22 protein-coding genes are annotated in these 26,118 nt (G+C 55.0%); 12 read left to right on the forward strand and 10 right to left on the reverse strand.

The window, feature by feature from the left end:
- Nucleotides 1-448: 448 nt before the first annotated feature.
- Nucleotides 449-1,069: a TetR/AcrR family transcriptional regulator gene (locus BM258_RS06945; protein ID WP_175527969.1), complete on the reverse strand. Its 621-nt coding sequence runs from the start codon at nucleotides 1,067-1,069 to the stop codon at nucleotides 449-451.
- Nucleotides 1,070-1,685: 616 nt separating this feature from the next.
- Between BM258_RS06945 and BM258_RS06955 the strand changes: the two genes are divergently transcribed.
- Nucleotides 1,686-2,414 (forward strand): hypothetical protein, encoded by a 729-nt coding sequence (locus BM258_RS06955; protein WP_090070555.1) that lies wholly within the window; start codon nucleotides 1,686-1,688, stop codon nucleotides 2,412-2,414.
- A gap of 180 nt (nucleotides 2,415-2,594) precedes the next feature.
- Here BM258_RS06955 and BM258_RS06960 read toward each other — a convergent pair whose 3' ends face one another.
- The 5 genes from BM258_RS06960 to BM258_RS06980 form a co-directional block, all read right to left on the reverse strand.
- Nucleotides 2,595-3,077, reverse strand: coding sequence for a F0F1 ATP synthase subunit B (locus BM258_RS06960; RefSeq protein WP_090070557.1), 483 nt, complete (start codon nucleotides 3,075-3,077; stop codon nucleotides 2,595-2,597).
- Between the two features lie 12 nt (nucleotides 3,078-3,089).
- A complete protein-coding gene (locus BM258_RS06965) occupies nucleotides 3,090-3,647 on the reverse strand; it encodes a F0F1 ATP synthase subunit B (RefSeq protein ID WP_090070559.1) in 558 nt (185 codons plus the stop codon).
- Nucleotides 3,648-3,966: 319 nt separating this feature from the next.
- The gene (locus BM258_RS06970; protein ID WP_090070561.1) at nucleotides 3,967-4,194 is read right to left on the reverse strand and encodes a F0F1 ATP synthase subunit C; all 228 of its coding nucleotides are present in this window, start codon (nucleotides 4,192-4,194) and stop codon (nucleotides 3,967-3,969) included.
- 85 nt (nucleotides 4,195-4,279) lie between these two features.
- Nucleotides 4,280-5,041, reverse strand: a complete 762-nt coding sequence (locus tag BM258_RS06975; RefSeq protein ID WP_090070563.1) for a F0F1 ATP synthase subunit A — start codon at nucleotides 5,039-5,041, stop codon at nucleotides 4,280-4,282.
- A 147-nt stretch (nucleotides 5,042-5,188) separates the two neighbouring features.
- On the reverse strand, nucleotides 5,189-5,506 hold the full coding sequence (locus BM258_RS06980) for an AtpZ/AtpI family protein (RefSeq protein WP_090070565.1): 318 nt from the start codon (nucleotides 5,504-5,506) through the stop codon (nucleotides 5,189-5,191).
- Between the two features lie 814 nt (nucleotides 5,507-6,320).
- Between BM258_RS06980 and BM258_RS06985 the strand changes: the two genes are divergently transcribed.
- The 5 genes from BM258_RS06985 (at nucleotide 6,321) to BM258_RS07005 (ending at nucleotide 14,560) form a co-directional block, all read left to right on the forward strand.
- Nucleotides 6,321-8,021 (forward strand): M16 family metallopeptidase, encoded by a 1,701-nt coding sequence (locus BM258_RS06985; protein WP_210186685.1) that lies wholly within the window; start codon nucleotides 6,321-6,323, stop codon nucleotides 8,019-8,021.
- 10 nt (nucleotides 8,022-8,031) lie between these two features.
- The gene (locus BM258_RS06990) at nucleotides 8,032-9,558 is read left to right on the forward strand and encodes a M16 family metallopeptidase (protein ID WP_090070567.1); all 1,527 of its coding nucleotides are present in this window, start codon (nucleotides 8,032-8,034) and stop codon (nucleotides 9,556-9,558) included.
- A 263-nt stretch (nucleotides 9,559-9,821) separates the two neighbouring features.
- The gene (locus BM258_RS06995) at nucleotides 9,822-10,844 is read left to right on the forward strand and encodes an L-threonylcarbamoyladenylate synthase (RefSeq protein WP_090070569.1); all 1,023 of its coding nucleotides are present in this window, start codon (nucleotides 9,822-9,824) and stop codon (nucleotides 10,842-10,844) included.
- Between the two features lie 208 nt (nucleotides 10,845-11,052).
- The gene (locus tag BM258_RS07000) at nucleotides 11,053-13,074 is read left to right on the forward strand and encodes a bifunctional metallophosphatase/5'-nucleotidase (RefSeq protein ID WP_210186686.1); all 2,022 of its coding nucleotides are present in this window, start codon (nucleotides 11,053-11,055) and stop codon (nucleotides 13,072-13,074) included.
- A 304-nt stretch (nucleotides 13,075-13,378) separates the two neighbouring features.
- Entirely contained in the window at nucleotides 13,379-14,560 is a 1,182-nt protein-coding gene (locus tag BM258_RS07005) for a M20 metallopeptidase family protein (RefSeq protein WP_090070571.1), read from the forward strand.
- A 32-nt stretch (nucleotides 14,561-14,592) separates the two neighbouring features.
- Here BM258_RS07005 and BM258_RS07010 read toward each other — a convergent pair whose 3' ends face one another.
- The 3 genes from BM258_RS07010 to BM258_RS07020 all read right to left on the reverse strand — a co-directional run bounded on the left by BM258_RS07010 (nucleotide 14,593) and on the right by BM258_RS07020 (nucleotide 18,953).
- Nucleotides 14,593-16,590 carry a putative bifunctional diguanylate cyclase/phosphodiesterase gene (locus BM258_RS07010; protein WP_090070573.1) on the reverse strand — a complete coding sequence of 666 codons (1,998 nt, stop codon included), beginning with the start codon at nucleotides 16,588-16,590 and terminating at the stop codon, nucleotides 14,593-14,595.
- Nucleotides 16,591-16,869: 279 nt separating this feature from the next.
- On the reverse strand, nucleotides 16,870-18,063 hold the full coding sequence (locus tag BM258_RS07015) for a hypothetical protein (protein WP_090070574.1): 1,194 nt from the start codon (nucleotides 18,061-18,063) through the stop codon (nucleotides 16,870-16,872).
- A 143-nt stretch (nucleotides 18,064-18,206) separates the two neighbouring features.
- The gene (locus tag BM258_RS07020; protein WP_090070577.1) at nucleotides 18,207-18,953 is read right to left on the reverse strand and encodes a hypothetical protein; all 747 of its coding nucleotides are present in this window, start codon (nucleotides 18,951-18,953) and stop codon (nucleotides 18,207-18,209) included.
- Between the two features lie 280 nt (nucleotides 18,954-19,233).
- Between BM258_RS07020 and BM258_RS07025 the strand changes: the two genes are divergently transcribed.
- From BM258_RS07025 to BM258_RS07040, 4 genes are all read left to right on the forward strand, one after another.
- On the forward strand, nucleotides 19,234-20,472 hold the full coding sequence (locus BM258_RS07025; protein WP_090070579.1) for a winged helix-turn-helix domain-containing protein: 1,239 nt from the start codon (nucleotides 19,234-19,236) through the stop codon (nucleotides 20,470-20,472).
- A gap of 341 nt (nucleotides 20,473-20,813) precedes the next feature.
- Nucleotides 20,814-21,452: an HAD-IA family hydrolase gene (locus BM258_RS07030; RefSeq protein ID WP_090070581.1), complete on the forward strand. Its 639-nt coding sequence runs from the start codon at nucleotides 20,814-20,816 to the stop codon at nucleotides 21,450-21,452.
- A gap of 26 nt (nucleotides 21,453-21,478) precedes the next feature.
- Entirely contained in the window at nucleotides 21,479-21,694 is a 216-nt protein-coding gene (locus tag BM258_RS07035; RefSeq protein WP_090070584.1) for a hypothetical protein, read from the forward strand.
- 30 nt (nucleotides 21,695-21,724) lie between these two features.
- Nucleotides 21,725-22,657 (forward strand): NAD(P)-dependent oxidoreductase, encoded by a 933-nt coding sequence (locus tag BM258_RS07040; RefSeq protein ID WP_090070586.1) that lies wholly within the window; start codon nucleotides 21,725-21,727, stop codon nucleotides 22,655-22,657.
- Between the two features lie 86 nt (nucleotides 22,658-22,743).
- On the opposite strand, the gene BM258_RS07045 is transcribed toward BM258_RS07040, so the two are convergent.
- Nucleotides 22,744-23,382, reverse strand: coding sequence for a 5'-methylthioadenosine/S-adenosylhomocysteine nucleosidase (locus BM258_RS07045; protein WP_090071260.1), 639 nt, complete (start codon nucleotides 23,380-23,382; stop codon nucleotides 22,744-22,746).
- A gap of 433 nt (nucleotides 23,383-23,815) precedes the next feature.
- Here BM258_RS07045 and BM258_RS07050 point away from each other — a divergent pair, with 433 nt between their 5' ends.
- Together BM258_RS07050 and BM258_RS07055 are read left to right on the forward strand one after the other, a co-directional pair.
- The gene (locus tag BM258_RS07050; RefSeq protein WP_090071262.1) at nucleotides 23,816-24,757 is read left to right on the forward strand and encodes a 2-hydroxyacid dehydrogenase; all 942 of its coding nucleotides are present in this window, start codon (nucleotides 23,816-23,818) and stop codon (nucleotides 24,755-24,757) included.
- 146 nt (nucleotides 24,758-24,903) lie between these two features.
- Nucleotides 24,904-26,079, forward strand: a complete 1,176-nt coding sequence (locus BM258_RS07055) for a cation:proton antiporter (RefSeq protein WP_090070588.1) — start codon at nucleotides 24,904-24,906, stop codon at nucleotides 26,077-26,079.
- Nucleotides 26,080-26,118 lie beyond the last annotated feature (39 nt).

The raw sequence follows: 26,118 nt of genomic DNA on the forward strand, positions 1-26,118 counted from the left end.
CTTTTTGCCATTTCACTCCGGTAATATGACTTTAGCCCAATGCTAAACGCAGATATTTGACTCAGTCCAATGCTGAGTGCCTTTCCCCGGATTTTTGGACAGGGCCGAAAACAGCCACTCGAATGGCGCATCTTAGCAATGCTTCAGACACATTGCTCGAGCAAAAAACCCAATGCCGCATTTTATTCTTGCCAAAACCCGCTATGAAAAATTTTATGATTCCAACCAGCAGATATTCAAACGAAACATTGGAATTAATCCCAATGTCTGCTCAACTATAAGGCAGAAAACCGCTCATACCGCCCTCTAAATTGTGCCTAAACTTTTCTCATGCATTTTTGCATAAGCGGTATGACACAAACAAATACCCCTCCTTCAACACCCCATAGCGGGGCCATGTCGCAGGAGATTTGTGAGTCTCTTTGGCAGATAAAGCGGCGATGGCTGATCAGCGCACAGAAATGAAGTGAGCCAGTAAGAAGTTGGACTCGCGCTTGATTGAATGGATGATCTCCTGATCAGTAACCATGTCTCCCCCGTTTCTGTCAAGGCGCATAAACAGTGGAAACAGGGTCAAACCGAGGCGGAAAGACAGAAATAGCTCGGCGGAAATATCCCGCACGGTATTTTGTGCTACGCCTCTCTGGATGGTTTCTTCGATCAGATTCAAGATCTCTATGATCTTGTCCTCACTGTTCACCATCAGGGAATTCTTGTTGGGAGCTGGGAAATCATAAAGCAGCAGGCGCGCATACCCCCTCTTGGACAAATAGAGGTCAATGGTACGGTCAGCGCTCGCCAGCAGAGCTTCGCGCGGCGGCAGAGCTGAGAGCTCTTTATAGAGCGCGTAGAGAGTGCCTAAAAACTCATTGGTCAATGCTTCCAGCAACTCTTTACGGCCAGCAAAATGCGCATAGAGAGACGGAAGCTGAATGCCGACCTGTTCGGCTACATCCTTCAACCGGAACCCCTCAACACCGTTTACAGCAATTTCTCGCTCGGCTACTTCAAGGATCAGTTCTCGGGTGTTTCTCTTACCTTCGCCAGACTTTCTACTTTTCGATGTCATAACTTTCACCGTGTCAATGGTCATCGACGCCACGGCGCGTCACGGGCGGTCGGTCCCCTCCCCCCGTGCGATTGACCAAGTTTTGCCGTCTTTATCATGGCTCTCTCCCCACAAGAATCGAGCCATATGACAGCCAATTTACAATCGATGATTGAACCTCGCTTGTCAACGTCCGGTCCGTGCGAGCGGTCCGGAAGCGCTGCTTGTATCATGCTAGTGCTAATTTATTGACAATAAGTGCATTTTTCCAACCATCCAACGAGATGACCTGAAGCTTGGGCGGAAAGCGAAGGCGTCACTGCGCGCCTGACCTCTCTCACTTCACCAACGGTTTCAACACCCGCCTCGCCCTTCGACAGAGGTGCCAGCACTGCCTTTGTCGTCAAATCGATAAGATTCTGCAGCATTCTGTTGGAACATCCTTTCGTTTTCCAGCTCGAGTCGTATGACAATTTTCTCTCGGCGACAAAATATTGCGCACGCACACCCAAGTATTGAACCAGAATAGATCGGTCATCGAGAATACGGTTCTTGAAAAAAGTTGATTTTCCCGCAAAAATTTAACTCAATATTTTGGAAAGTGGATATAATCAAACGATTCTTGGAAGCAAGTCGCATGATTTATGAAAGTCCATCTGACCCAGATTTAACCGACTGGCTGAATATTTGCGAGTTCGAAGAATTATTCTGGGAAGAGAGCATACGAATACAGAATTTCGATCGTGCTTTAGCTAACGAACAACCCTATTTCGTTCAGCAGCATCCATCAACGTCACATATCGGACCGGGAGCCAAGCATGTCGATGAGTGGCTCCCGTTGTTGCTTTTCGGCAAACATGTCAGCGGCGACATTCGCAATTGGGATTCAACGATGGAGGTATGCGCAACACGGACCGGAAGTGGTGATCCTAAAACAGACAATGGATGCAGTTTCGACGCCATCTACCGGATCGTTTCCAACCAACCCCACATTTCGCCAGATCGCGAAGGCTATCTGGAGATCACCCGCGCAATGAACCCTCGACAAGGGGCGGATCTTGTGCGCCATGATCGTGAAATGTCTCGGGTTGGCGTTGTGATTGATAAATTCCGCCCTTTCGGGATCAGCGTTCAGGAGGTGGAGCGAGAAATCAAGCGCGCAGTGTTGCGCAAGGCGGCTAAACATTACGAACCCAACACCAGCCTTCTGATTTGGCTACGCGATGAGCCTCCATCGCTTGAGAAACAACTATTAGACGCCCCCCTACACAGAGACGTCGCCAAGCTCTCCAATGGCGTGTTTGCCAATATCTGTACAGTGGGTCTCAAAACCGGCGTCAGATGGCTCTATGGCAATGTCCTGTAGGTTCTAAGAGTAGAAGCAAGCTTGCTTGAGATAGATTGATTGCCTTCGGTCCTCTTCCCTGAGCCCTGAGCCCAGTCCCTGCGGCTCAGTCCGCCTACGGCCAATAAAATAGCCGCGGCATCATGATGCCACGGCTTTTGAAATTCTTTGCCCTTGCAAGGCAGACAGTCGGCTACAAAATCAGTGGAGCTTGGAGCCTACCTCAGCGATAGAAGCCTTCAGCAGATCTTTGCCTGCTTTGCCTTCCATCTTCTTAGCCAGAATCTGTTCGGCGGCCTTGACGGCCAGATCCGTTGCGGCGCCCTTGACTTCGCTGATCGCACTGGCTTCAGCCTGCGCAATCTTGTCCTCGGCAAGCTTGGTGCGTCGAGCGACGAAATCGGTAATTTTGGCTTGCGCTTCTTTTTCCATCGCTTCCGCTTCGCGCTTGGCAAGCATCACGATTTCTTCAGCTTCGCTTTCCGCTTCACGCGCCTTGCGCTGATATTCGGCAAGCAAACCCTGTGCTTCTTCACGAAGGCGGCGAGCCTGATCGAGTTCGTCTTCAATCAGTTTGGCACGCTTGTCCAAAGCACTGGCAATCATGCCCGGCACACCCATCTTGATGATGATACCGACAAAGATGAGGAGACCGATAAAGGCCCATAGCGTATTTGTACCCATCAGGCTCTCCCTTTAGTTTGCCTTGGCAGTCGAGACTGCTTTGGAAACTTCTTTTTCAGCGACACTGGAGCCGAGAATCTGTTCCAGAATGGCTGATGTGGTGCTCGTTGCGATTGCGTCGACTTCACCCATGGCAGCATCCTTCACAGCGGCGATCTTCTTGTCCGCTTCGGAAATCTGGCTGGCGACGTCGGCCTCAACCTTGGCAAATTCAGCTTCGATATGAGATTTTGCTTCGTCGCGAGCGGTATTGGCAATACCGTGCGCTTTCTGGCGTGCTTCAGCCAGAGACTCTTCATAGGAAGCAATCGCTTCGTCTGTCTCTCGCTTCAAACGCTCGGCTTCGCCAAGGTCGCTGGCGATGCGATCACGCCGCACTTCAAGAATGTTGGCAATTCGTGGCAAAGCCACCTTGGACATAATGTAGTAAAGCAGCCCGAAGGTGATGGCCAACCACAGAAGCTGAGACCCAAACGTATTTGGATCAAAAGGAGGGAACGATGCATGCCCGCCTTCTCCTCCGCCGTGTCCGGCTACTTCTGTATGCGCATCGATCTGCTGTTGCGCCATCGTCATCTCCAAATCATAACGTCAATTTCGCGGCTCGATCACCCTCTCGACCTCAACAAATTAACAGGCCATGGCCTGCACTCTGCCAAAAAGGCCGTCAAATCCTGCCGTTGAATCTCGCAAACATCGTACCGATAAAATCGGTCGCCAGCTTGCGTTCCAGAGGCAAAGACTCGAGAGATCGCGTCTCTTCAATGGCAGAAGGGACAGACAATACGCCGGTCCGCTTCAAACCATTTGACTGAAGAAATCAAGGCGAAACTGAATCCTTGAATCTTTTCCGTTGTCTAATCCTGTCCATCAGGACAGAAAATCAGTCTTAAACAACGAACATCAGCAGGAAGGCAACGACGAGAGAGAAGATGCCGAGACCTTCTGCAAGCGCTGCGCCAACCAGAGCGTTGGTGAACTGAGAGGCTGCTGCGGACGGGTTGCGCAGTGCACCTGTCAGATAGTTGCCAAAGATAGTACCAACACCGATACCAGCGCCAGCCATACCAATACAAGCGATACCAGCACCAATCAGCTTTGCTGCTTCTGCATCCATTGTAAATTCTCCTGTTTCATTCAATCAGAATTTGAGTTGGGTTAATGTTGGTTCGAACTCATTCAAACGAGCCTTGCATGTCCTATCAGTGTGACGGATGGATCGCGTCGTTAAGATAAACACATGTGAGGATCGTGAATACATAGGCCTGCAAAACTGCGACCAGAGTTTCCAGTGCGGTCAGGGCCACGGTCATGCCGAGCGGCAAAATGCCGGCAAACCAGCCTCCGACACCTGCCGCCGTCAAGGTGACGATGAATCCGGCGAACACTTTCAACACGATATGACCGGCAAGCATATTGCCGAAGAGACGCAAGGAAAGAGAAACCGGACGCGACAGGAAGGATAGTACTTCAATAATGGCGATAAAGGGCGCGATTGCCACAGGCAACCCGGATGGCAAAAACAGCTTGAAGAAGCCAAGGCCGTTGCGCATCAGGCCATAAACAATGACGGTGAAAATAACCAAAAGCGCCAGAGCCGCAGTAATGACCAAATGGCTCGTTACCGTCATGAAGTAAGGCACGAGGCCGATCACGTTTGCCGCCAGCACGAAGGCAAAGATCGAGAAAACAAACGGGAAGAAGCGCATGCCTTCGGTACCGGCAGAGTTTCGCAGCGTGCTTGCGACCAACTCATACATCAGCTCGGCAGCAGACTGCCAGCGCGTCGGCACCAGGCCGCGGCCAGATGTCGAAAGGATTAGAAACCCGGAAATCAGAACGACAATTGCGATCATGAATACGGAGGAGTTCGTCATTGCGAACTGCACACCACCGACTTCGCCCAGAGTGAAAATATCATGGATCTGGAACTGATGAATCGGATCAACAGCGGGATCTGTCACTCGTTTGCCCTCTCACTTAATCTGGTCAACCTGACCTGACGTCCGGTGCGCCCATTGCGCAGAGCCGTAATCGTCAGACTGGCCTTTTATTCCTAAATGCGTCCTTACCTGCGATTAAAGCGCATGGCAAGTCACAGTTCGTTTAAATCAAGCTCCCGGAGGGGGCAACTTGCCCGCCGAGCGCAACAAATTCAGCATTCCGGCCAGGAAACCGAGTAAAAGGAAGATTATCATCCCCCAAGGTCGTATCCCAAGCCACTCATCTATCAGCCAGCCAATGGCAGTTCCAACCAGAACCCCTGCGACAAACTCTGAGCCAAGACGCCAGGCCATCGCAAGTCCATTGCTCTGTTCGCTGTCCATTTTTGCCCGGTTTTTTGTCGCTTGGGACTCGCGCATTTTTGCGAGTTCCGCGTCCAAATTCCCCAGACGGTCATCCAGCTTGTGGTCTTCATTCCCCGGCATGAGGCCCCCCTTGAATTTCCGTAAGCTTTTTACCGGACATCCCTTTGAGCCCCTGCAACTGTCGAAGACGGGCGCACCTTAATCGGGCGGTCTTGGGGTGTCAAGACAGCATAGCCCTAAGTCATATGCCTGTAATCTCTAGCGAAATTGCCAATTCGGGCAAAATATCCTCTATTCATTCGTCCAATTGGTCAGTAGAGATGCTCTTCGCGGGTGCAAAACGCGCTTGAAAACTTGCACAATTCGGTCATTTGCTGATTTTTGCGCAGGATTTTTCCTATCAGTATCACTACGAAAGTCTCAAAAACCTGTGTGTTTATTTGATTTTCGAGCCCCTAATTCTCGGCTCCGGATGTGGTACAGAATCTTTTTACACCCAGAATCCGTTCCAAAGCTTCTTCGCAACAGCATCATAAAGGCTGATGACTTTTTGTGTCGCAGCATAAAATCTATAATGGATGCCCTATGAATCTTGTTCGTTTGCGTTACGAACTTTTCATTTGGGGTTAGAGCCTATCGCCCTTACCTTATGAGGCAGGATAAGACACGACAAGACTGAAAGATCCGCAGGCATATGTGCATCGCTATAAGAGGACGAAAGCATATCGAAGCGATTGATGGTCTTCCTGCCACAGCTTTGCCGCAACTGTGATTTAGGCCCTAGGCAAAAGGTTTGCGACAGGTCTGCTTCTGGTAAGGCTTACAGTTTAAAGCTGATGATTAAAGCGCCTTTCGCGATTGAGTGCAGTGCTCGGCCAGAGATGAATAACAGGCTCCCGCAAGTGGACGCGTAAAATAAAGACTGGAGATTTGAATGCGAAGACAGGTTTTCTCATTGAATCGCTCGATCCACCGTTCCATGGTGATCATGCTGATGACTGGCAGCCTTCTTGGCAGTGGCCCGGCAGCTCTGGCAAGCCAGTCCGCGCTTACGCCCTCCCAAAACCCAGCGCAAGCCACAGCCGCACCATCGGCGACGCTTGGTCAGGCAATGGGAGCCAATCTGGCGGAGTTGCCGCAGTTCGGGCAGAATTTCTCCACCTTCCGGCTGGAAAACGGCATGCAGGTGGTGGTGATTCCCGATCATCGCGCCCCGGTGGTCACCCACATGGTCTGGTACAAGGCAGGTGCAGCAGATGAGAAGCCCGGCATTTCAGGGATCGCGCATTTCCTTGAACATCTGATGTTCAAGGGCACCAAAGCCCATCCGGACGGCGAATTCTCCAAAATTGTCGCGTCTCTTGGCGGGGAAGAGAATGCTTTTACCACTCAGGATTATACCGCCTATTATCAGCGGGTCGCCAAGCAACATCTGGGTTTGATGATGGAGCTGGAAGCCGACCGCATGGCCAATCTGCAGCTCACTGACGAACAGGTAAAGCCGGAATTGAAGGTCATTCTGGAAGAGCGCGCCATGCGCATAGACAGCAATCCCAGCGCTCTGTTGAGTGAATCTCTTGATGCTGTGCTTTATCGCAACCACCCCTATGGCATTCCGGTCATAGGCTGGGAGCATGAAATGGAACAGCTTGACCGGCAGGATGCGATTGACTGGTATAATGAATATTACACGCCCAATAACGCAATTTTGATCGTCGCGGGTGACATTTCTGAGGATGAAGTGCGCGATTTGGCGCGAAAGACCTATGGCAAGGTCGAGCGGCGTGCCGAACCGGAAGCACGGATTCGCCCGCACGAACCGCCCCAGCGCACGGCACGCAGCCTCACCTTCACTGATGAACGGGTCAATCAGGCCAGCGTGCGTCAGGCCTATGGCACCCCATCTGACAGCACAGCTGAGAATGGAGAGGCCCAGGCCCTCGACCTGCTCGGCTATATCCTTGGCTCAGGCACCAATTCTCGCCTCTATAAGACATTGGTTATCGACAACAAAATCGCCACCTCCGCTGGCGCCTATTATCAGGGCACCGGTCTCGATGACACGCGCATGTTGTTTTACGGCACCCCGGCAGCAGACCATACGGTGGGCGATGTGCTGGCGGGCATCCGCACGGAGATCGACAAGATCATCAAGGATGGGGTGAGCGAAGAAGAAGTGGCGCGCGCCAAACGCTCTCTGCTGGCCCAAACCTTCTATGCACAGGACAATCAGGCCGCATTGGCCCGAATCGTCGGTACCGCGCTCTCCACCGGCCAGTCTCTTGATGAGTTGAGGAAATGGCCAGAGCATCTGGCTGAAGTCACTCCCGAGCAGATCAAGGCCGTGGCCGATAAGTATCTTCAGGCACATCGGTCCGTGACAGGTTATCTGTTGCCGCCGGGGGCCAGCATCACGCCTTCCAGCGCGCAAGACGACAAAAAATGCAGCGATGTGGATCAGGCCATCCCCAAAGCCAGAGAGATGAGCTATCCGAAGGATCCGCCACGCGCTTCCCAGAAGGTGCCGAATCCGCAGGCCCGACCGCAGGGCCAGCCAAAGCCGAAACCGCAAGCTGAGGGCACACCATCAGCTGCCAATGACAAAGCGGCGCCTTCCAGCGCTACTGCAGAATAGGAGGATCAAGATGACCAGACGACAGGCCGCCCTCTTGCGCCAGGCACAGATCCAGAATGCTATCGCTCAGTCGCGCCGCAAAAAGGCTCGCGCAATTGCTTTGGCTCCAAGCAACAAGCTTTCAGCTCCGCGTCTCTTGATGCTGACCCTTTTGACCAGCCTTTTGATCATGCTCAGTTGGGGCTATGCGCGCGCGACTGAAATCCAGCGCGTCGTAAGTGACAAGGGCATCGAGGCATGGCTGGTTGAAGACAGCACGGTGCCCATCATCGCGATCGATTTTTCCTTCACCGGTGGTAGTGCGCAGGATGCGGACGGCAAGGCCGGCACAGCAGCCATGCTCTCCAGCCTGCTTGATGAAGGCGCAGCCGATATGGACAGTCAGGCCTTTCAGACTGCCCTTGAAGACAATGCCATCAAGCTCAGCTTCGATGCAGGTCGTGACCGCTTCTATGGTTCGCTGCGCACCCTGACGCCGAACAAGGACATCGCCTTCGATCTATTGGCCAAGTCCCTGCAAGCTCCGCATTTCGACGCAAACCCGATTGAGCGCATGCGTGCGCAATGGATCGTTTCGGCCAAGCGCAAGCTGACCGACCCTGATGCCATCGCATCACGAGCCATGCGGGATGCGCTCTTTGAGGGCCATCCCTATGGTCGCGACACAAACGGCACAGAGGCCTCTCTGGCCCGTATCACCCGCGACGATCTGGTTGCCATGCACAAGAATGTGATGACCCGAGACGGTCTCACCATCGGCGTTGTCGGCGCCATTGATGCAGAAAGCCTCAAGGCAATGCTCGACAAGGTGTTCGCGCCGCTGCCGGAAAGTGGCACACTCCAGCCGGTGGACGATGTCGAGATTTCCAAAACGGGTGAATTCCACGTTGATTTTGCTACGCCGCAAACCAAAATCAGCTTCGCCATGCCGGGCATCAAGCGCCATGACGACGACTTTTTCGCAGCCTATCTGGTCAATCATATTCTGGGCGGCGGCTCCTTCTCCTCGCGTCTTTATGAAGAGATTCGCGAGAAGCGCGGCCTTGCCTATGGGGTCTATAGCTATCTGACTGATTATGACCATGCGCAGATGCTGGCCGGAGGCATGGGCACTCGCACGGAAAATGCCGATCAGGCGCTGATGCTGGTCAAGCAGGAAATCCAACGCCTTGGCAATGAAGGCCCAACCGAGGAAGAACTGGCTTCAGCCAAGAAATTCCTCATTGGCAACTATCCCTTGCGCTTTGACAGCTCGTCGAAGATTTCCCGCCAGCTGGTTGGTATCCAGAATGAAAAACTGGGCATCGACTATTTCGACAAGCGCAACAGCTATATCGAAGGGGTTACGCTGGATGATGCCAAACGCGCAGCCAAACGCCTGCTTGATCCCTCCAAGATGCTGATCGTTACCGTCGGCCAGCAGATCAAGCATGCTGATGCGACACCTGACAAACCGGCAGTTTCCGCCTCGGCATCAGTTGCAGCTCCAACTGCAGCCAATGACAATGAGCCTAAAGCCAAAGTCGGGGTCAACTGATCTCGTCTTGGCCATGGGCCAATAGGACAGAGTTCCCTGAAGGCCGCCCAATCCTATCCCGATGGGCGGCATAAGTCAGGCCATCGGCAGCTTCCTCCTTAGTTTGGTTGCCGGTGGCCTTTCTTTATTCCTCGACGCCTTAACCAATGAGCAGGGATCAAAATGGGTCCCTTGCAAGGAAGCTCTGGACGTTGCCGCCTCAGTCCTCTAAAAGAGGCGCACTTCTTTTCCAACCCTTTGATAGCCCAGCCGCATTGATAGCAATGACCAGACCAGCAGCCCAGTGGCAGCCCCTTCACTTCGACATCAACCCGCAAACCGGCGCTCCGGGGGCCACCCTTTCCAAGGATCCGGGTTTCTTGCGCGCCAGCAAGATCCTAGCTGAAGGCGGGTTGGTCGCAGTACCGACGGAAACGGTTTATGGTCTGGCGGCAGATGCCACCAATGCCGAAGCGGTCGCAAGTATCTATCAGGCCAAAAACAGGCCAAGCTTCAACCCCCTCATCTCGCATTTGCCAAGCCTTGAAGCTGCCCAGCGGCACGGGCTGTTCAATGAGGATGCTTTAAAATTGGCGAACGCCTTCTGGCCCGGCCCGATGACCCTTGTCGTTAAAAAGCGCGAGGAGAGCCCGATTGCGGATCTCACCTCAGCAGGGCTTGATACGGTGGCCTTGCGGGTTCCGGATTCGGCATTGATGCGTTCTCTCGCCTTTGCAACAGGCAAGCCGCTGGCCGCCCCATCCGCTAACCGCTCAGGACGCGTGAGCCCGACTACGGCAGCCCATGTGGCCGAAGAACTGGCCGACCGCATCGACATGATCGCTGATACAGGCGCCTGTCGGGTCGGCGTGGAATCCAGCGTCATTCTCTGTGTTGACGGCGTACCGGCCACGCTGTTGCGTCCGGGCGGCATTTCCGCTGAACAGTTGGAAGCAGTGCTGGGGCGCCCCCTCGCCCGCGCGGGCACCGACGACACGGCCCCAAGCTCTCCGGGCATGATGACCAGTCATTATGCGCCCTCAGTCGCTGTACGCCTCAACGCAAAAGAGATTCAGCAAGGAGAAGCCCTTCTGGCATTCGGGCCGAATTTGCCAACCAATGCGGACCTCGCTGTAGAGGTGGTCAATCTTTCGGAAACAGGTGACAGTTTTGAAGCGGCGCAGAAGCTCTTTGCTTCTCTGCGTGCGCTCGATCGGCCTGGCGTGACCTGTATTGCGGTTGCCCCCATAAGCAACGAAGGGCTGGGCGAAGCCATCAATGATAGACTGAAGCGCGCGGCAGCCTGACGCCGAACGGTCAGCGAGCAATCTGGCTCAAGCTGCCTGGCTTTGTCTGCCGGTCCACAGATTCCTGTCCCTATCCAAGCCATGGTTTCAGCCGCTTACGAGCGGTGTCACCAAACTGCCACGCAGCCGTCACGACGCTGAAACACATCTGCACAAGTCTTGCGATCTCTTATCCGCTTTTTCAAAATTCAATTGCTAGAGATCGACAATGTCCAACAAAGACGTCAATGCTCACACGAGCATGTCACGCCGCTCCCTGCTGCTCGGCAGTGCCGCCATTGCCACGAGCGCCGCTTTTTCCCCCATGCTGACGTTCCGCGCCAATGCCGCCCCCATGGCTGGCGAGTTGCAGCTGGTCCCCGCCACGCCCAACCCGAACGGCATCATCGACAAGCTGTTCCTTTTGAAGGGCGATCCGCTCAGCGGTCCGATCAAAACCATCGTGGCCGAAGATGGCAGCCCCGTTCCGGCGCCCGTCCTTCAAGAAGGCGAACGCCGCGTTCTGCGCGTGTTGCATTTCAACGACATGCATAACCATATCACCGACCTGCACGGCAAGAAGGGCGACACCCACCGCCTTGCGCAGATGGTCAAGCTGGTCAAGGAAGCCCGCACCAATGCAGCCGAGAATGAAGCTGTGCTGTTTGTTTCCGCTGGCGATGACCACACCGGCTCGATCTTTGACGAGCTGATGGGCTGGAGCCCTGAGGAATTCGTCGCTGACGCCAGCTATCGCGCCTATAGTGCAGCCGGTGTCGAAATTGCCGCACTGGGCAACCATGAATTCGACCGTGGCGCCGAGTTGCTCAAAAAGGGCAAGGATACGGATGCGACCTTCCCGCTGCTTTCCGCCAACGTGCATTCGTCGGGCTATATGAAGCGTGATGAAGACTACACCGCCGCAGCTGTTGCCGACATCAATGGCTTGCGCGTCGGGCTCATTGGCCTCACCACCAACATCGACACCCGCGTCGGCCAGCCAAACGATCCGACCCTCGCGGTTGACCGTCCGGTGACAGCGCTTTCCAACCTGCTGCCTGCTGTCTCCGAAATCTCCGATGTGGTCGTCATTCTTTCCCACTGCGGCTATGGCATCGGGCAGCATAAATCCGGCAAGGCAGCCACGGCGCGTGACATTGGCGACGGAGACTTTGCCATTGCCAAGATTGCAGGCGAGTTGAGCGAAAAGCCGATTGTTGTGGTTGGCGGCCATACGCACACCAAACTCAATGAGTCCGGCATTGACGAGAACAACCTCAAGGACGGCGTGCTCATCACTCAGGCTCTAGCCCACGGCAAGTTCCTTGGTGATATAGCCATTTCCATCGCCGCCCATCAGGGCCGTAAGGATTGGTACAATTCGGTTTCCCTGCATCCGATCAAGGCCAGCGACAAGCGTGTTGCCAGCGACGATCCGAAATATCCTTCCCTGCAGCAGGAAGGCGACTGGGATGCCTCATTCGAAGACACCGTGGTTGGCCCGCTGCTCAAGCAGCTCGACAGCAAGCTGGCCGAGACCATCGGCATGGTGGAAGCGGATACCCTTGGTCGTGAGGTCACCATCGCCAGCCGCTATATCGGCGAGAGTGCTCTTGGCAACTTCATGAATGATGCCGTGGTGGCGCGCTCGGAGACCTTCCCCGGCGGCAAGGTGGATTTTGCTCTCTTCAATGCGACGGGCCTATCGGCCGGCGTGGAGAAGGGGCCTTTGTCCTTCAAGGCCTGGTATGACGTGATGCCTTATGCCGACGCCATTCATGTGGCCACCATGACCGGTGCTCAGTTGCGCGACATGCTCAACAACAATGCGGTGCGCCTGCTCCGCCCCGAAGAAGCGAAGGATGTAGACCTGAATGGCTTCGTCTCGCGCGGCTTCCTACATTTCTCCTCGGGCATTCGCTATGAAATCGCTCTGGGCGCAGATGCCAAATCCGCAAAGGCCGTCAATATCACGCTCAATGGCCAGCCGATCGAAGAGGTTCTGGACAAAAAATTCACCCTCGCGATCAACAGCTACATTGCCTTTGGTGCCTATGGTGAAACCTGGAACGGCAAGCCGATTTCCGGTGGCGTCGCAGGTGACATCCCGAGCTTTGATCTGCGCAAGCTGGACTATGACCATACCGGTCTTGTCTATCGCAACGAGGTGATCGCCTTCATCCGCGAGCAGAAGGTCATAACAGAGGCTAATGGTGCCAAGCTTGATGGCCGACTGGCCGTGAAGGCCTGATCTTTTCTGCTGCCAGCAGATGATCCATTGTCTATGCCAAACCAGAGCCGGAGCCAGTCTCCGGCTTTTTCTGTATGAGTCGCTCTTCATCGCAGAATGCGTCACGGCCCTTGAGGACGGTCTGTTCAAAACCTGACTAAAATCAGCAATGCAAGATTGTCGGTGTTTCTTCTTACTCATTTTGTTGTAATGTGCAACTCCATGGGATGGTGTCCAGCACCATAAACCCTTCCAGATCAGGCAGCGTCGGTTCGATCCACCCCGCCTCGGCCCCTGCCCTCAATACCAATAAAAGGAACCTTTCATGGATCAGAGCAACGATTTTGCTTCCCTTTCTGATTTTGAAGACAAAAAAGAAGAGATGGCTGCCAACCGGCAGCATATTCACCAGCATCCCGAACTGTCGCATCAGGAATCCGAAACCGCAGCCTTTGTGGCTGGCAAACTCAAGGACTGGGGCTATGAGGTTGCCGAAAATGTTGGCGGACACGGTATCGTGGCGCGACTCAAAGTAGGGGAAGGTACCAAGAGCATTGCCATTCGCGCCGATATGGATGCCCTGCCGATCACCGAGGAAACCGGCCTAGCCTATGCCAGCAAGAATGCAGGCGTCATGCATGCCTGCGGCCATGATGGCCATACGGCTGTGCTGATGGGTACAGCGGAATATCTCGCTCGCACCAAGAAATTCGACGGCACCGTCAATCTCATTTTCCAGCCAGCCGAGGAAAGCCCGGTCAAAAGTGGCGCAGAAAAGATGATCGAAGACGGGCTTCTGGAACGCTTCCCGTTTGACTGCATCTATGGCCTGCATAACCATCCCGGTGCTCCGGTTGGGCAGATCATGCTGCGCGATGGACCGGCCATGGCCGGCGCCGACATGATAGACATCACCGTGCGCGGCAAAGGTGGCCATGGGGCTCGCCCGCAGGAAACCGTAGATCCGGTGGTAACCGCCTGCCATATCGCCATTGGCCTGCAGACCATCGTGTCGCGCAACATCGATCCGTTCCAGCCTGCCGTCATCACCATCGGTGCGATCCATGGCGGCAATGCTCCGAACGTCATTCCCGAAGAGGTCCTGATGCGCGTCACTTTGCGAACCTTTGACCAGACCGTGCGCGATCATGCCAAAAAGCGCATCATCGAGATGTCCCAATCCATCGCAGAAGGGTTTGGAGCAACGGCCAAGGTGGATATTCCGCACGGGCTGCCGGTAGTGGTCAACTCCACCAAGGAAATGGCGTTTGCCAAGGAAGTGGCGCTGGAGCTGGTGGGCGAAGAGAATATCGCCGAGTTCCCGATCAGTTCTGGCAGTGAAGACTTCGCCCATTATCTGGCGCATAAGCCGGGCTGCTTCATTCGCGTGGGCAACGGAGAAGAGTCAGCGGCTCTGCATAACCCGAAATTCAATTTCTCTGACGAGATGTTGCCGGTCGGAGCAGCGCTCTGGGCACGTCTGGTTGAGCGCTATCTGCACGCCTGACGGTGAGTTTCGGGCACTTGCCCTTAAAAAATTTAGGACAGGGGAGCCCTCTCCTGTCCTTTTGCCCGCTCCATGGGGGCGAGGAACAGGCATGTTTGTTCATGCTTGGCGATCAGCACGCCGACCTGTTCGGCAGGAACCGGCGCTGACCAGAGGTAGCCCTGCACAAGCCGCCCTCCGAGCCGTTTGATCATATCCAGCTCGGCAGTCGTTTCCACGCCTTCAACAATACATTCCACGCCCATGTCGCGGCTGAGCGAAAGCAGGGATTTGACAATCTTGTAGCCAGCTTGATTCTTGTCCAGCTCGCTCACAAAACTCCGGTCGATCTTGATCGTCGTCAGCGGCAAGGCGTGCAACTGGCTCAGGCTGGAAAAACCGGTGCCAAAATCATCCAGTGAAATGCCGCAGCCGAGCGCTCTGAGATCCGCAATAGAAGCTTGTACTTCATTCTCCCGGCCCATGGCGGCGGTTTCGGTGATTTCAAAATCAATCCGGCGCGGATCAACATCACTGTGCATGACAATGGAGGCCAGCTTCAGGGTGCGTTCCCCTGCGCTCACATCAAGGGTGGAGAGGTTGAAGGAAAGCTTGATCTCGTGCGGCCAATTAGCGGCTTCTGACAAGGCTTTGGCCAGCAGGGTATGAGTGATTTCGCAAATCCGGCCACTTTGTTCTGCAATGGGAATGAAGACCGAAGGGGCAACTTGACCAACCTGCGGACTGTGCCAACGAGCCAGAGCTTCGAAGGCGGCAATGCGGCCTGAAGACACTTCGACGATGGGCTGAAAATAGACACTGAGTTCCTTGTCTAGATTTGCCGAGCGAATGGCTTGCTCGATCAGGCCGCGCTGTTCGAGCTCAGTGGCCTGCTCTTTGGCGAACAGGCTGGGACAGCCCCTGTTGTTTCTCTTGTTCTGATAGAGAGCATAGTCGGCGCATTCATATAAATCATGCGCTGTTTTGGCGACATCGGGATAGACCGCGTAACCAACCGAAGCGGAAATGCTGATGCGCCCCTCTTCGATGAGAAAAGGCGCGCGGAGCACAGCACAGATCTGCTCTCCCAGCAGCAGCAATTCAGCGTCGGAATTGCGTGTCTTGATGAGCAGCGCAAATTCGTCTCCGCCGAGGCGTGACACCAAGATATCCCCTCCGACCAGCCTCTTGAGCCGTTCAGCCACATTCTGTAGCAACAAATCGCCAATAGTGTGCCCGTGCAGATCATTCACGGCCTTGAAGCCATCCAGATCCAGAATGCCGACAGCCAGCCGCCGCCTATTCTCTTGTGCAAGGGCGATTTCCCTATTGAGATTATCAAAAAACAGACGCCGGTTTGGCAGGCTGGTGAGACTATCGAGATTGGCCAGCGTCCGGTTATGCTCGCTGGCCCGTTGCAGGGCGACTTCTGACTTCACTGCATTGCGGAAATGGCTGGACTGAACATAGACCACCACCACCAGCAAAGCTGCAGCAATCAACAGGTTCACCCCCATGGTCATCAGGGCGCTGTCTCCGGTCAGTAACAGGCGGATGACCAGCGGAATGTAGACGAACATTGCCACCTGATAGGCGGCAATCCGCAGATGCATCATGAAAACGACAATACAGATTCCCGAAATAGCCATGAAATAGGAGATGTTGACCCGAATGACATGGTCCCCATATTCAAACAGAGACAAGGCCCAAGCAGTAAAGAAAATGGGGAGCGCCGCGCCAAGAAGCTTGATCTGCGCCATGGCTCGTCTGCAGCGCTCCACGGTCTCAAATTCGGATCGGGCATTGAACCAGTGATGAATGCGCGCAGTAAATACAAAGGTGAAAATGACCGGCGTGCCATAAACCAGCCAGGCCGGAGCCACAGCCCTGCTTGTCAGAGCCACGCCCCAAATGCTGCTCAGCAATATTGTATAAACCAGCGGCAGCTGGCGGGTGCAGATCTGGTATTGCGCCCTTATGAGTTCGGCGCTGTTTCTCTTTGCTTTGGCTCCATAGAAATCCAGAGCTTTTTCAAAAAGGATGCCTATCAATGGTCAACCCTCTGGCCTCATTTTTCTTCACCCAGAGGTTATGGGGCAAGGGTAAATCAATCATTGCGCAAGTAAAAATTTCATACAAGACTAAACTAAATGCTGGTGTACCACCTGTCCAAAACTGCCATTTATCCTTTTTTCTCAGGTAATTAGGTATTTTTTACAAGGTATTTTTCTCTATCTATGGCGTTACCCATCATGGCCAGGTAATAAAAAAGCGCGGGCTGATGCCGCGCTTTTCTTCTCAATTGCACAAGGCCGGGTCTTCTTTTCGACTCAGCCTCGAGAGCTTTCCACCTGCCCTTTGGACACGCGAATGGAAAAGGCTGTTGCCTGACCGGACGCCAGAAGCTTGGCTTGGGCAATCCAATTTTCCCTGTCGATGCGCCCCTTGAAGCTGAGGAAGGTCGAAACATAGTGGGCTTCTTCGCGAGACCAGTCTGCTATCTGGTCAAAATGATAGATGCCCAGATCATTGAGCTTGGTTTCGATCACCCGGCCAATACCCCTGATCTGCTTGAGATCGTCGGGCTTTCCATCGCGCGGGCCAGAAAGCAGAGCGGGTTTGGACCCAACGGCTTCGGCTTTTTCCTTTGCCGACGCCCCTTCTGGCAAGGTGGCCAGAACCTGCTCGATCTTTTCCTCTTCAGCGTCCACATCCACAGGCTCTGCCTCTGCTTCGACAACCTCTACCGGCACGGCACCGGCTGCAGCCACTGCATCTTCATCAGCTTCGTCAATGTCGACAGGTATTGCATCTGGCCCGATGATTTCGCGCGCCTGAGCGATCCAGTTTTCGCGTTCTATGCGTCCCTTGAAGTCGAGGATGGACGATACCCATGTCGCTTCAGCGTCGGTCCAGCGGGCGATCTGGTCAAAATGGTAGATTCCCAGATTGTTGAGTTTGCCTTCGATGACCTTGCCAACCCCCTTGATCTTTTTAAGATCGTCGGCTTTGCCATCTCTGGGGGATTCAAGCGCTTTGGGCTTGACGCCCTCTGGCTGGTCCGTATCTGAAGGGGCATCCACAAGGCCTTCGCCGGCCATGCCTTCGGCGACTAAAGTGGGGTCGACGCTCGTGTCGACGGGCCCGCCTTTCTTCGGCTTGGCGCCCTTGGGTTTTTCCTCGTCAATGACAGTGGCAACCACTTCAACCGGAATAACGCTCTGCTCCTGAGGCAGCGGCTCTTCGCGCCCATCAGGCACGGGAGCGCCAGTAAGGGAGACAGAAGAAAGGGAAGCGGCATCGGCATCAGTCGCCCGATTGCCTTCTTCGGCTGCGGAAAGCGGAAACTCTTCTGATGCTCTACGCGCAGCCGCCGCGGCCGGGTCATAGAGAGCTTCAGCCCGATTGGCCAGATCCTGTCCCGGTTGGCTGGCCAGAAAGGCCCTCAGGGCACAGCCCAGCAAGGCACCAAAGATCACGGCGAGAATGATGAGCAGCAATTCCTGCCCGATAAGAACGGTCATGGCCCTCTCCCTCAGTCTTTCGCTTTATCTTGATCTTGCGGTTCACAAGCAAACCAGCCAATGGCCGCGCCCAGAACAACTCCCAACAGGAGCAATGGATAGAGATTTGCAATAAGATATCCCATTTTCAAACTCCTTATGGACTATTGCTGAAGCGTGTCAGGTTCGATCAAGCCGGGCTTAGCATCGCTGCTGTCCGGCAGCTCTTCGGCGTCCGGTTGACTTTCAGATAGGGGCTCCGATATCTGGACATTGACAGCGATTGAGCCAAGATCCGCATTATCGATGGTCTGTTGGAGCCGGTTATAGCGGCCCTCTCCATCGACCTCATTTAGAAGCGAACCGGAAATGGTCAGCTTGTCATCGATCAGCATGACCTTGCCTTCAGGCAGGTCGGCCAGAAGCGCAGTGGCGAGCTTTACTGCAGCGGCAATTTCTTCTGGTGCGCCGCGCGCCGCTTCCACACTGCTCATTTCAAGCTCGGCATCAGAGATGGTGGCCTTGATAGTGGATGGCGCCTTTTTCAACTCGTAATAAGGCAAATAGCCGATCATTGTCAGCTCACTCCCCTGCCGGGATAGGCCCCATGTATAGGGGCTTTGCGCAGCCAGAAGATCGGTCTTGTCCTTGACGACACGCACGCCCCATTCGGTCAGCAACAACGCGCTCGCTTCTTCAGCGGCCCCCACTTCAGGAGCAATGCCGGTCAAGGTGGCGTCACGACCGTGGAATGTGATTTTCGCCCAGTCCATATCCCTTTGTTCCAGAACCGCAAGGGCACGTCCGGTCAGGTCTGCTTCGATCTTCTCGGTTTCGCCATACAGGGACAGCCCGGCAACAGCTGCGACTGCCAGGGCACCGGGGATCAACCAGCTTTTCAGCAATGACATTGTGGTAATTCCTTCCTATGATCCACTGGGCATCCGTCGGATGTCGTTTGAGACGGAGGTGGAACCCATTCTTTGGGAGAGTATCTCAGCAATCTTTCAGGACCAAGACCATCCGCTGGAGTACGGGACGAATTATGCGATTTATTCAACTTTTTGACTGAACGCAATGCTTTTTGCCTGTGGGTGCAACCTGCAGCTTTCCCGTTGCGCATTACGTTTCTTACCCCAGAGTGGCAAATATCCGAATCTTCAATTAATCCAAACAGTTCGCGGCGGTCATATGACAGAGCAAAGCCTTTCGAAAGCCCAGGCAAGACGTATAGCCCTCAAAGCTCAGGGCTTTCTGCCCCAACGGCGGGGGCTCAAGCGCATCGACCGGCGCCATCTGGATGCCCTGTTCGATCAGCTCACTTTATTGCAAATCGACTCTGTGAATGTGTTGGATCGGGCGCACTATCTGACGCTGTTCGCGCGCTTTGGCGCTTATGACAAGGCAGCCGTTGATCGGCTTCTGCATGATGTATCAGGCCCCAAAAGCGCAAGAAAGAAGGACTATTTCGAATATTGGGGTCATGAAGCTTCGGTGATGCCGGTCAGCCTCTATCCGGCGCTCAAATGGCGCATGGAACGGGCCTGCCAGCATCAAGGCGTCTGGGGCAAGCTTTCCCGCTATGCCAAAGAAAACCCGCAAGTGCTTGAAACGATCCTCAAGGATATCGCGGATCGCGGACCATTATGTGTCTCGGATCTGGAAAAACGGGGTGGACGCTCCGGGGCATGGTGGGGCTGGAATGACAGCAAGATCGCGCTGGAATTCCTGTTCTGGTGCGGCCATATCGTGGCTGCCGGACGGCAGGGCTTCACCCGCTATTATGATTTGCCAGAGCGTGTCATTCCCTCAGATTATCTTGAAGCCCCTGCGCTCGACGAAGCTACGGCCCATCGCCAGCTCATGGCACTGGCGGCGAAATCACACGGCATCGGAACGGAGAAATGCTTGCGAGACTATTTCCGCTTGCCCACTGCGGAAGCCCGCAAGGCGCTTGATACTCTCCTGGAAGAAGGCATCATCGAGCCAGTGTCCGTGCAAGGCTGGGACGCACCAACCTATATCTATAAAGACGCACAGCTTCCTGCCCGCGCCACCTGTCGAGCCCTGCTGGCGCCTTTTGATTCCCTAATCTGGTATAGAGATCGCGCCGAGGCCCTGTTTGATTTCCGCTATCGCATTGAAATCTATGTACCAAAAGAGAAAAGGCAGTTCGGCTACTATGTGCTGCCCTTCCTGATGGGTGACAGGCTTGTAGCCCGGCTGGACCTCAAGGCCAATCGACAGGAGTCGGTCCTTGAAGTGTTTGCCGCCCATGGAGAAGCGCGCATCGACCAAGGCAAAGTGGCCGAAGCTCTGGCACAAGAGCTTGCGTTGATGGCGCAATGGATGGGATTGGACTCGATTCGCGTTGGCGAGAGGGGAGACCTGGCCGGCTCCTTGTCAGTGTCGGTCAGACAACTTATATAAGCAGCAGGCGCCCGGGCAGCGCCTTACGTCTTACTTGTTACAAGGGCAGCCACAGGCTGTCGGCGCAAACAGGAAGCATACGAGGGCCAGATAAACTTCACGAAACAGTCTGAGCCGGGAGACTCCTGCGCTAGCAATAGTGTTCGAAGACATGAAACAGCTCCTTAGCGGATAATTTTTGTTATTCTTACTTTAAAGGAACTCTAAACGAGTTCGTCCGCATCCACAAGCGCCGGACCATGATCCAAATCGCATGTTTGGTATGACAAATATCTATGATAAAGCTCATCACAATCATGCTACCCCCCGCATTCCCCGCCTCATAAGAAAGACAAAACCCCATGAAACAGCTGGACCTTAACCGCATTCAATGCGTGATTTTCGATCTGGATGGCACTCTGGTTGACAGTGAAATCCTGTCCCTGCAAGGCTATTGCGATACCGTGCCGGACCTTGACTGGGATGTGAACTATATGGTTGCGAATCTGCGCGGCTTCCAGTTCCACAAGATTGTCGAAGCGATGGAAGGCCGGGTTGGTCACAAGCTGGCTGAGGACTACGAGACCACCTATCGCGCCCATGTGGCAGAGCTGTTTGAAGCCGGTTTGCAAGCGTTTCCCGATGTTCTCGACGTGGTTCCAGCGCTTAAAACACCCAAATGCATTGCCTCGGCCGGTCCGATCAAGAAGATGCGCCACTCGCTCGGCCTTACCGGCCTGTTGCCGCATTTTGAGGACCGGATTTTCAGCTCCTATGTCGTGAAAAGTTGGAAGCCGGAGCCGGGCCTGTTTCTTCATGCTGCCAAGACCATGGGGTATGCGCCGGAAAACTGCCTCGTGGTAGAAGATAGCGAAGTGGGCATCGAAGCGGCCAAGCGTGCCGGTATGCAACATCTGCTGCATGTGCCCGAAGGTCATCATGTGTTTGACGGCTATGATGGGGCCGTGCTCAATCGCTATCGCGACTTGCCGCTAAGCTAGAGCCGATGCCGTAAAGGACCGAAGCCATGCCCGAAACGCCTCCAGATCTGGATCTCGCTCCCCACACCGCGGAGCTCTCGGACGCCTATCGTAAGGGCAAGGCTTCCTATCATAGGGCTTCGCGCCAAGATGCGATAAACCAGCGCGCAGCCCGATTTGACAGGGATACCAGAGACAAAGCCCTTGCCCTTCTCATCTGCCTGATCTTGATTGGCGGGATGTTCCTGTATATTCAAAGCTGATCCATCACAAAAACAAGAAAAGCACCAACCATGAAGTGTCTTATTGTCCAGCCTGTCCATGAGGAAGGCCTAGAGCTCCTGCGCCAGAATGGCATAGAGCCCGTCATTTGCCCTGATCCGTCCATGGATACTGTCGCCGCGCTGGCGCCGGGATGCGAATCCTGCATCACCCGCAATGCCGGCTTTACCGAACAAGCCTTTGCCGCCGCCGACAAACTGAAGGTTGTCGTCGTGCATGGGGCCGGCCATGATGCGGTCGACAAAGAGTCTGCCACCCGTCACGGCGTTCTGGTGTGCAACACCCCCGGCGCCAATGCGCAATCGGTCTCGGAGCTGGCGTTGGGCCTTGCCCTTTCTGCCGCCCGTCTGCTTCCCGCCGCCGACAGGGAAGAACGCGCTGGACGCTTCGGCTTCCGCGATCGCAACCAGACCCTTGAGTTACAGGGCAAGACAGCTCTCGTCGTCGGCTGGGGTCATACGGGTTCCCGCCTTGGCGAGATGCTGCGTGGCGCACTCGACATGCGCGTGCTGGTGCATTCCCCAAGTGTCAAGGATCTGGGAGACTTCGAGCGGGCCAGCTCACTGGAAGCCGGGTTGGCGGAGGCAGACCTCATTTCGCTGCACACGCCCCTGCGCCCCGAAACAAGGCATATGATCAACAAGGACAGCCTTGCGCTCGTCAAGCCGGGTGCCATTCTGGTCAACACGGCCCGCGCCGGTCTGGTGGATGAAGCTGCCCTGCTTGATGCGCTTGACAAGCGACACCTCTTTGCGGCCGGTCTGGATGTCTATGAAGAAGACGCGCCTCTGGGCGCCCTTGGCCGGTCAGATCGTGTCATCCTTGCGCCTCATCTGGGCGGGGCGACCGAAGAAGCCATGCGGCGTATTGCCGTTGCCTCGGTGGAGAATGTGCTGACGGCGCTTTCAGGCAAACGACCGGCGACCGCCCTCAATCTGGACTGATACGGCGCACATCATCTCATCTGATAGATAAAGGCGCGCAATGGCCTCCCTTTGCGCGCCTTTGCATTGGTCATGCTCAAAGCAGACTACAGACGGATCAGGCCATAGTTGATTGCCCGTTCCAACTGGCCCACCACATGGGCGAGCTTCTCATCGACAACATGCAAATATTCGGTCCAGTCATTGACGTGGGTCAGCTCTTTCTTGCCATCGGAAATGCCGCGCAGGCCGATCATGGGCACATCATGATACATACAGGCGCGGAGCACAGCGAAGCTCTCCATATCCACCATATCCGCATCGATACCATCATAGGCAGCGCCGGAGACGATGTTGCCGCCCGTTGAAAGCGTTGCTTCCTTGACGTCGGGAATGGTGAAGGGCATCGGCACCTTGACCGGCAAATCGACAAACGGGGTCTTGCCCTTTTCAAAGCCGAGGGGCGACGTGTCCATATCGCGATAGCTGATGGCAGTTGCCTGATAGACCTCGGTCTGCTCCAGCGATGCGGACCCTGCCGAACCAAGAGACACCACAAGATCGGGCTTCTGGTCTGTGGCGACCAGACGGGACAGGAAAGACGATACGTTGATCGCTGCTTCCACCGGCCCCACGCCGATCATCAGAGGCACGATTTTCGCCTTCAGGTGATCCCCATATTCAGCGTCCACCGCCATGACATAGAGAATGCGTTTGCCTGCCACGGTCTTTAATTCATGATCCATTGTCTTGCTCTTGCCTCTGTTGCAGCCCATCGGGCAATCTGTCTGCCTTTTTGCAAAACCCGCTGCGCTTGCGGCTCAGGGCCACGCGGGCTTGGCAAAAAACACCTCTTATGGTGCTACATCGAAAGGCTGCGCAAGCCAAGGGTGCGAAGCGCACAAAATGTCGCCACACATGCGGCAGGGCGCCGCGCACCGTCTCAAGGCTCTGTTCTTCAAAGTGGTCAACAGGGAGGAAAACTTGCGGAAGGAGGTTTGCAGGCCACAGCCTCTTTCGCTAAACTCGCCACACATGGCCTTTAAGGCTAAAGCCAATCGATTTTATCTGTCTTTTGTCACCCTTTATCTCCCTCTCCTCGCCTTATTGATGGCAGCTCGCCTTTTTCGCGAAAATGATAAAGATGTGTCGGCCCAACCGATCAAGGATCTCGCGCCCATGAAACCGGACGTTCTTGTAATTGTTCCCCTTCGCCCAGACCAACAGAAACAGCTCGAAGCGACCTACACTCTTCATCGATATGATCTGGCCGAAGACAAGAATGCGTTTCTGGCCGAAGTGGGCGAAAAGATTGTTGCTGTGGTGACCAATGGTGGACGCGGCATCACCCGCGCGCAGCTGGCCTTCCTGCCCAATCTCAAAGTCGTGTCTTCTTCCGGCGTCGGATATGATGCCATAGACGTGGAGGCCTGCACCGAACAGGGCGTCAAGGCAACCAACACGCCAGACGTGCTGACCGATGATGTCGCAGATATGGCGCTGGGTCTGTTTCTCGCTGTCAGACGAGATCTGGTCAGAGGCGACGCCTATGTGCGCACAGGCGCATGGGGCCGCGATGGGGCCTTTCCGCTCACACGCGCCATCAAGGCCAAAAAGGTCGGTATTGTCGGCCTTGGTCGCATCGGCAAGGCCATTGCCGCCCGCCTTGAGCCGATGGGCGTTGAGATTGCCTATCATGGCCGAAATGAACAGGCCGGTGTTGCTTATCGCTATATGGCAGATGTGGTTGCCATGGCCGAGTGGGCCGATGTGCTGATCGCCGCCATGCCCGGGGGCGCAGCAACCGAAGGCATGATCAGTGAGGCCGTTCTGGAAGCTTTGGGACCGGAAGGCAGCTTCATCAATATTGCCCGTGGTAGCGTGGTGGATGAAGCCGCACTCATCGCCTGCCTGAAAGACGGCCGTCTTGGCAGTGCCGGGCTGGATGTGTTCCTCAACGAGCCAACTCCGGACACGGCCTTTGCCGCCATTCCCAATGTTGTGCTGCATCCCCACAATGCCAGCGGCACCGTGGAAACACGCGGAGCCATGTCGCAACTGGTGCTCGACAACCTTGCCGCCTATTTTGCCGGCAAACCCTTGGTAACGCCGGTCAACTGACCCGAACGCGGATGATCCGAAGGTCGGTGCGCGGCCCTTCTCAAATGGGTGTATGATGAAGGGAGGCGAGGAATTTCCTCCAGCCTTCCCTCTTTTTTCTTGTGCGCACTCGGTTTCAAGGCGCGCAGAACGCCTGAGGCACGCGTATGGACCTGCATCTGCTGTTTCTTTCTCTTGGCGGCATTCTGCTTGTCGGACTGATGACCGACGAGTTGGGGCGGCGCACTCGTCTGCCGCGGGTCACCCTGCTCATTCTGTTCGGCGTGATCATTGGTCCATCGGGACTGGATCTTTTGCCCGATCAGTTTGCCGAATGGTATGAGTTTCTGGCCGCAACAGCACTCACCATGGTGGCCTTTTTGCTGGGAGGGCATCTTTCCCTCGCCGGACTGCGCAAGCGGGGCAAAACCATTCTCATCGTTTCTGCCGTTGTTGTGGTGCTCACAGCGCTGGCCATATGCGGCGGCCTCATGGCGTTGGGCGCGTCCTTCCTCCTCGCTCTCCTGCTGGCGGGCATTGGAACGGCGACAGATCCGGCAGCCTCGCAGGATGTCATCAAGCAGACCGGAGCCAAAGGGCCTTTCACCCGCATCCTGCTTGGCATTGTCGCCATTGATGATGCGTGGGGGCTGATCATTTTCAGCCTGTTGCTGGTGATCGCCAAAGCGGTGACCGGCGGTGGCTTTGATGACATTCTCTGGAATGCGGGGCGGGAACTGGGCGGTGCCATTGGCATCGGCTTGCTGATCGGCCTGCCGGGCTCTTACCTTTCAGGGCGTATAAGACCCGGCGAACCCATGCAGCTGGAAGCTCTGGGGCTTGTCTTTCTGTGTGCAGGCCTTGCTATCTGGCTTGACGTCTCCTTCCTGCTTTCAGGCATGATTGCGGGCTTCACCATCGTCAATTTTGCGAAGCATCACAACCGAGCCTTCCATGAGATAGAACATATCGAATGGCCCTTCATGGTGTTTTTCTTTGTGCTGGCTGGTGCCTCGCTGCAAATCGCCGGAATCGTGAATATCGGCATGGTGGGGCTCGGCTATATCATTTTACGCATCGTAGGGCGCCTCGTCGGCGGCTGGCTCGGCTGCCAATGGGCAGGCACAGCACCCAGACACAAACTCTGGCTTGGCCTTTCCCTTATGCCGCAGGCGGGCGTGGCGCTGGGCATGGCGCTGGTAGCCTCAGATCATTTCCCCGCAATTGGTGACCAACTACTGGCTATCACCATCGGCACGACGGTGATCTTTGAAATTGTCGGCCCGATCCTCACCCTTGTCGCCTTGAAGAAGGTGGGTGAGACAAAAACTGAAAGCCACTAAAAAAGCGGCCCGTAGGGCCGCTTCCTGATCTTTATCGCC

Origin of the sequence: Cohaesibacter marisflavi, assembly GCF_900115225.1 — a bacterium.
Lineage (GTDB): Bacteria > Pseudomonadota > Alphaproteobacteria > Rhizobiales > Cohaesibacteraceae > Cohaesibacter > Cohaesibacter marisflavi.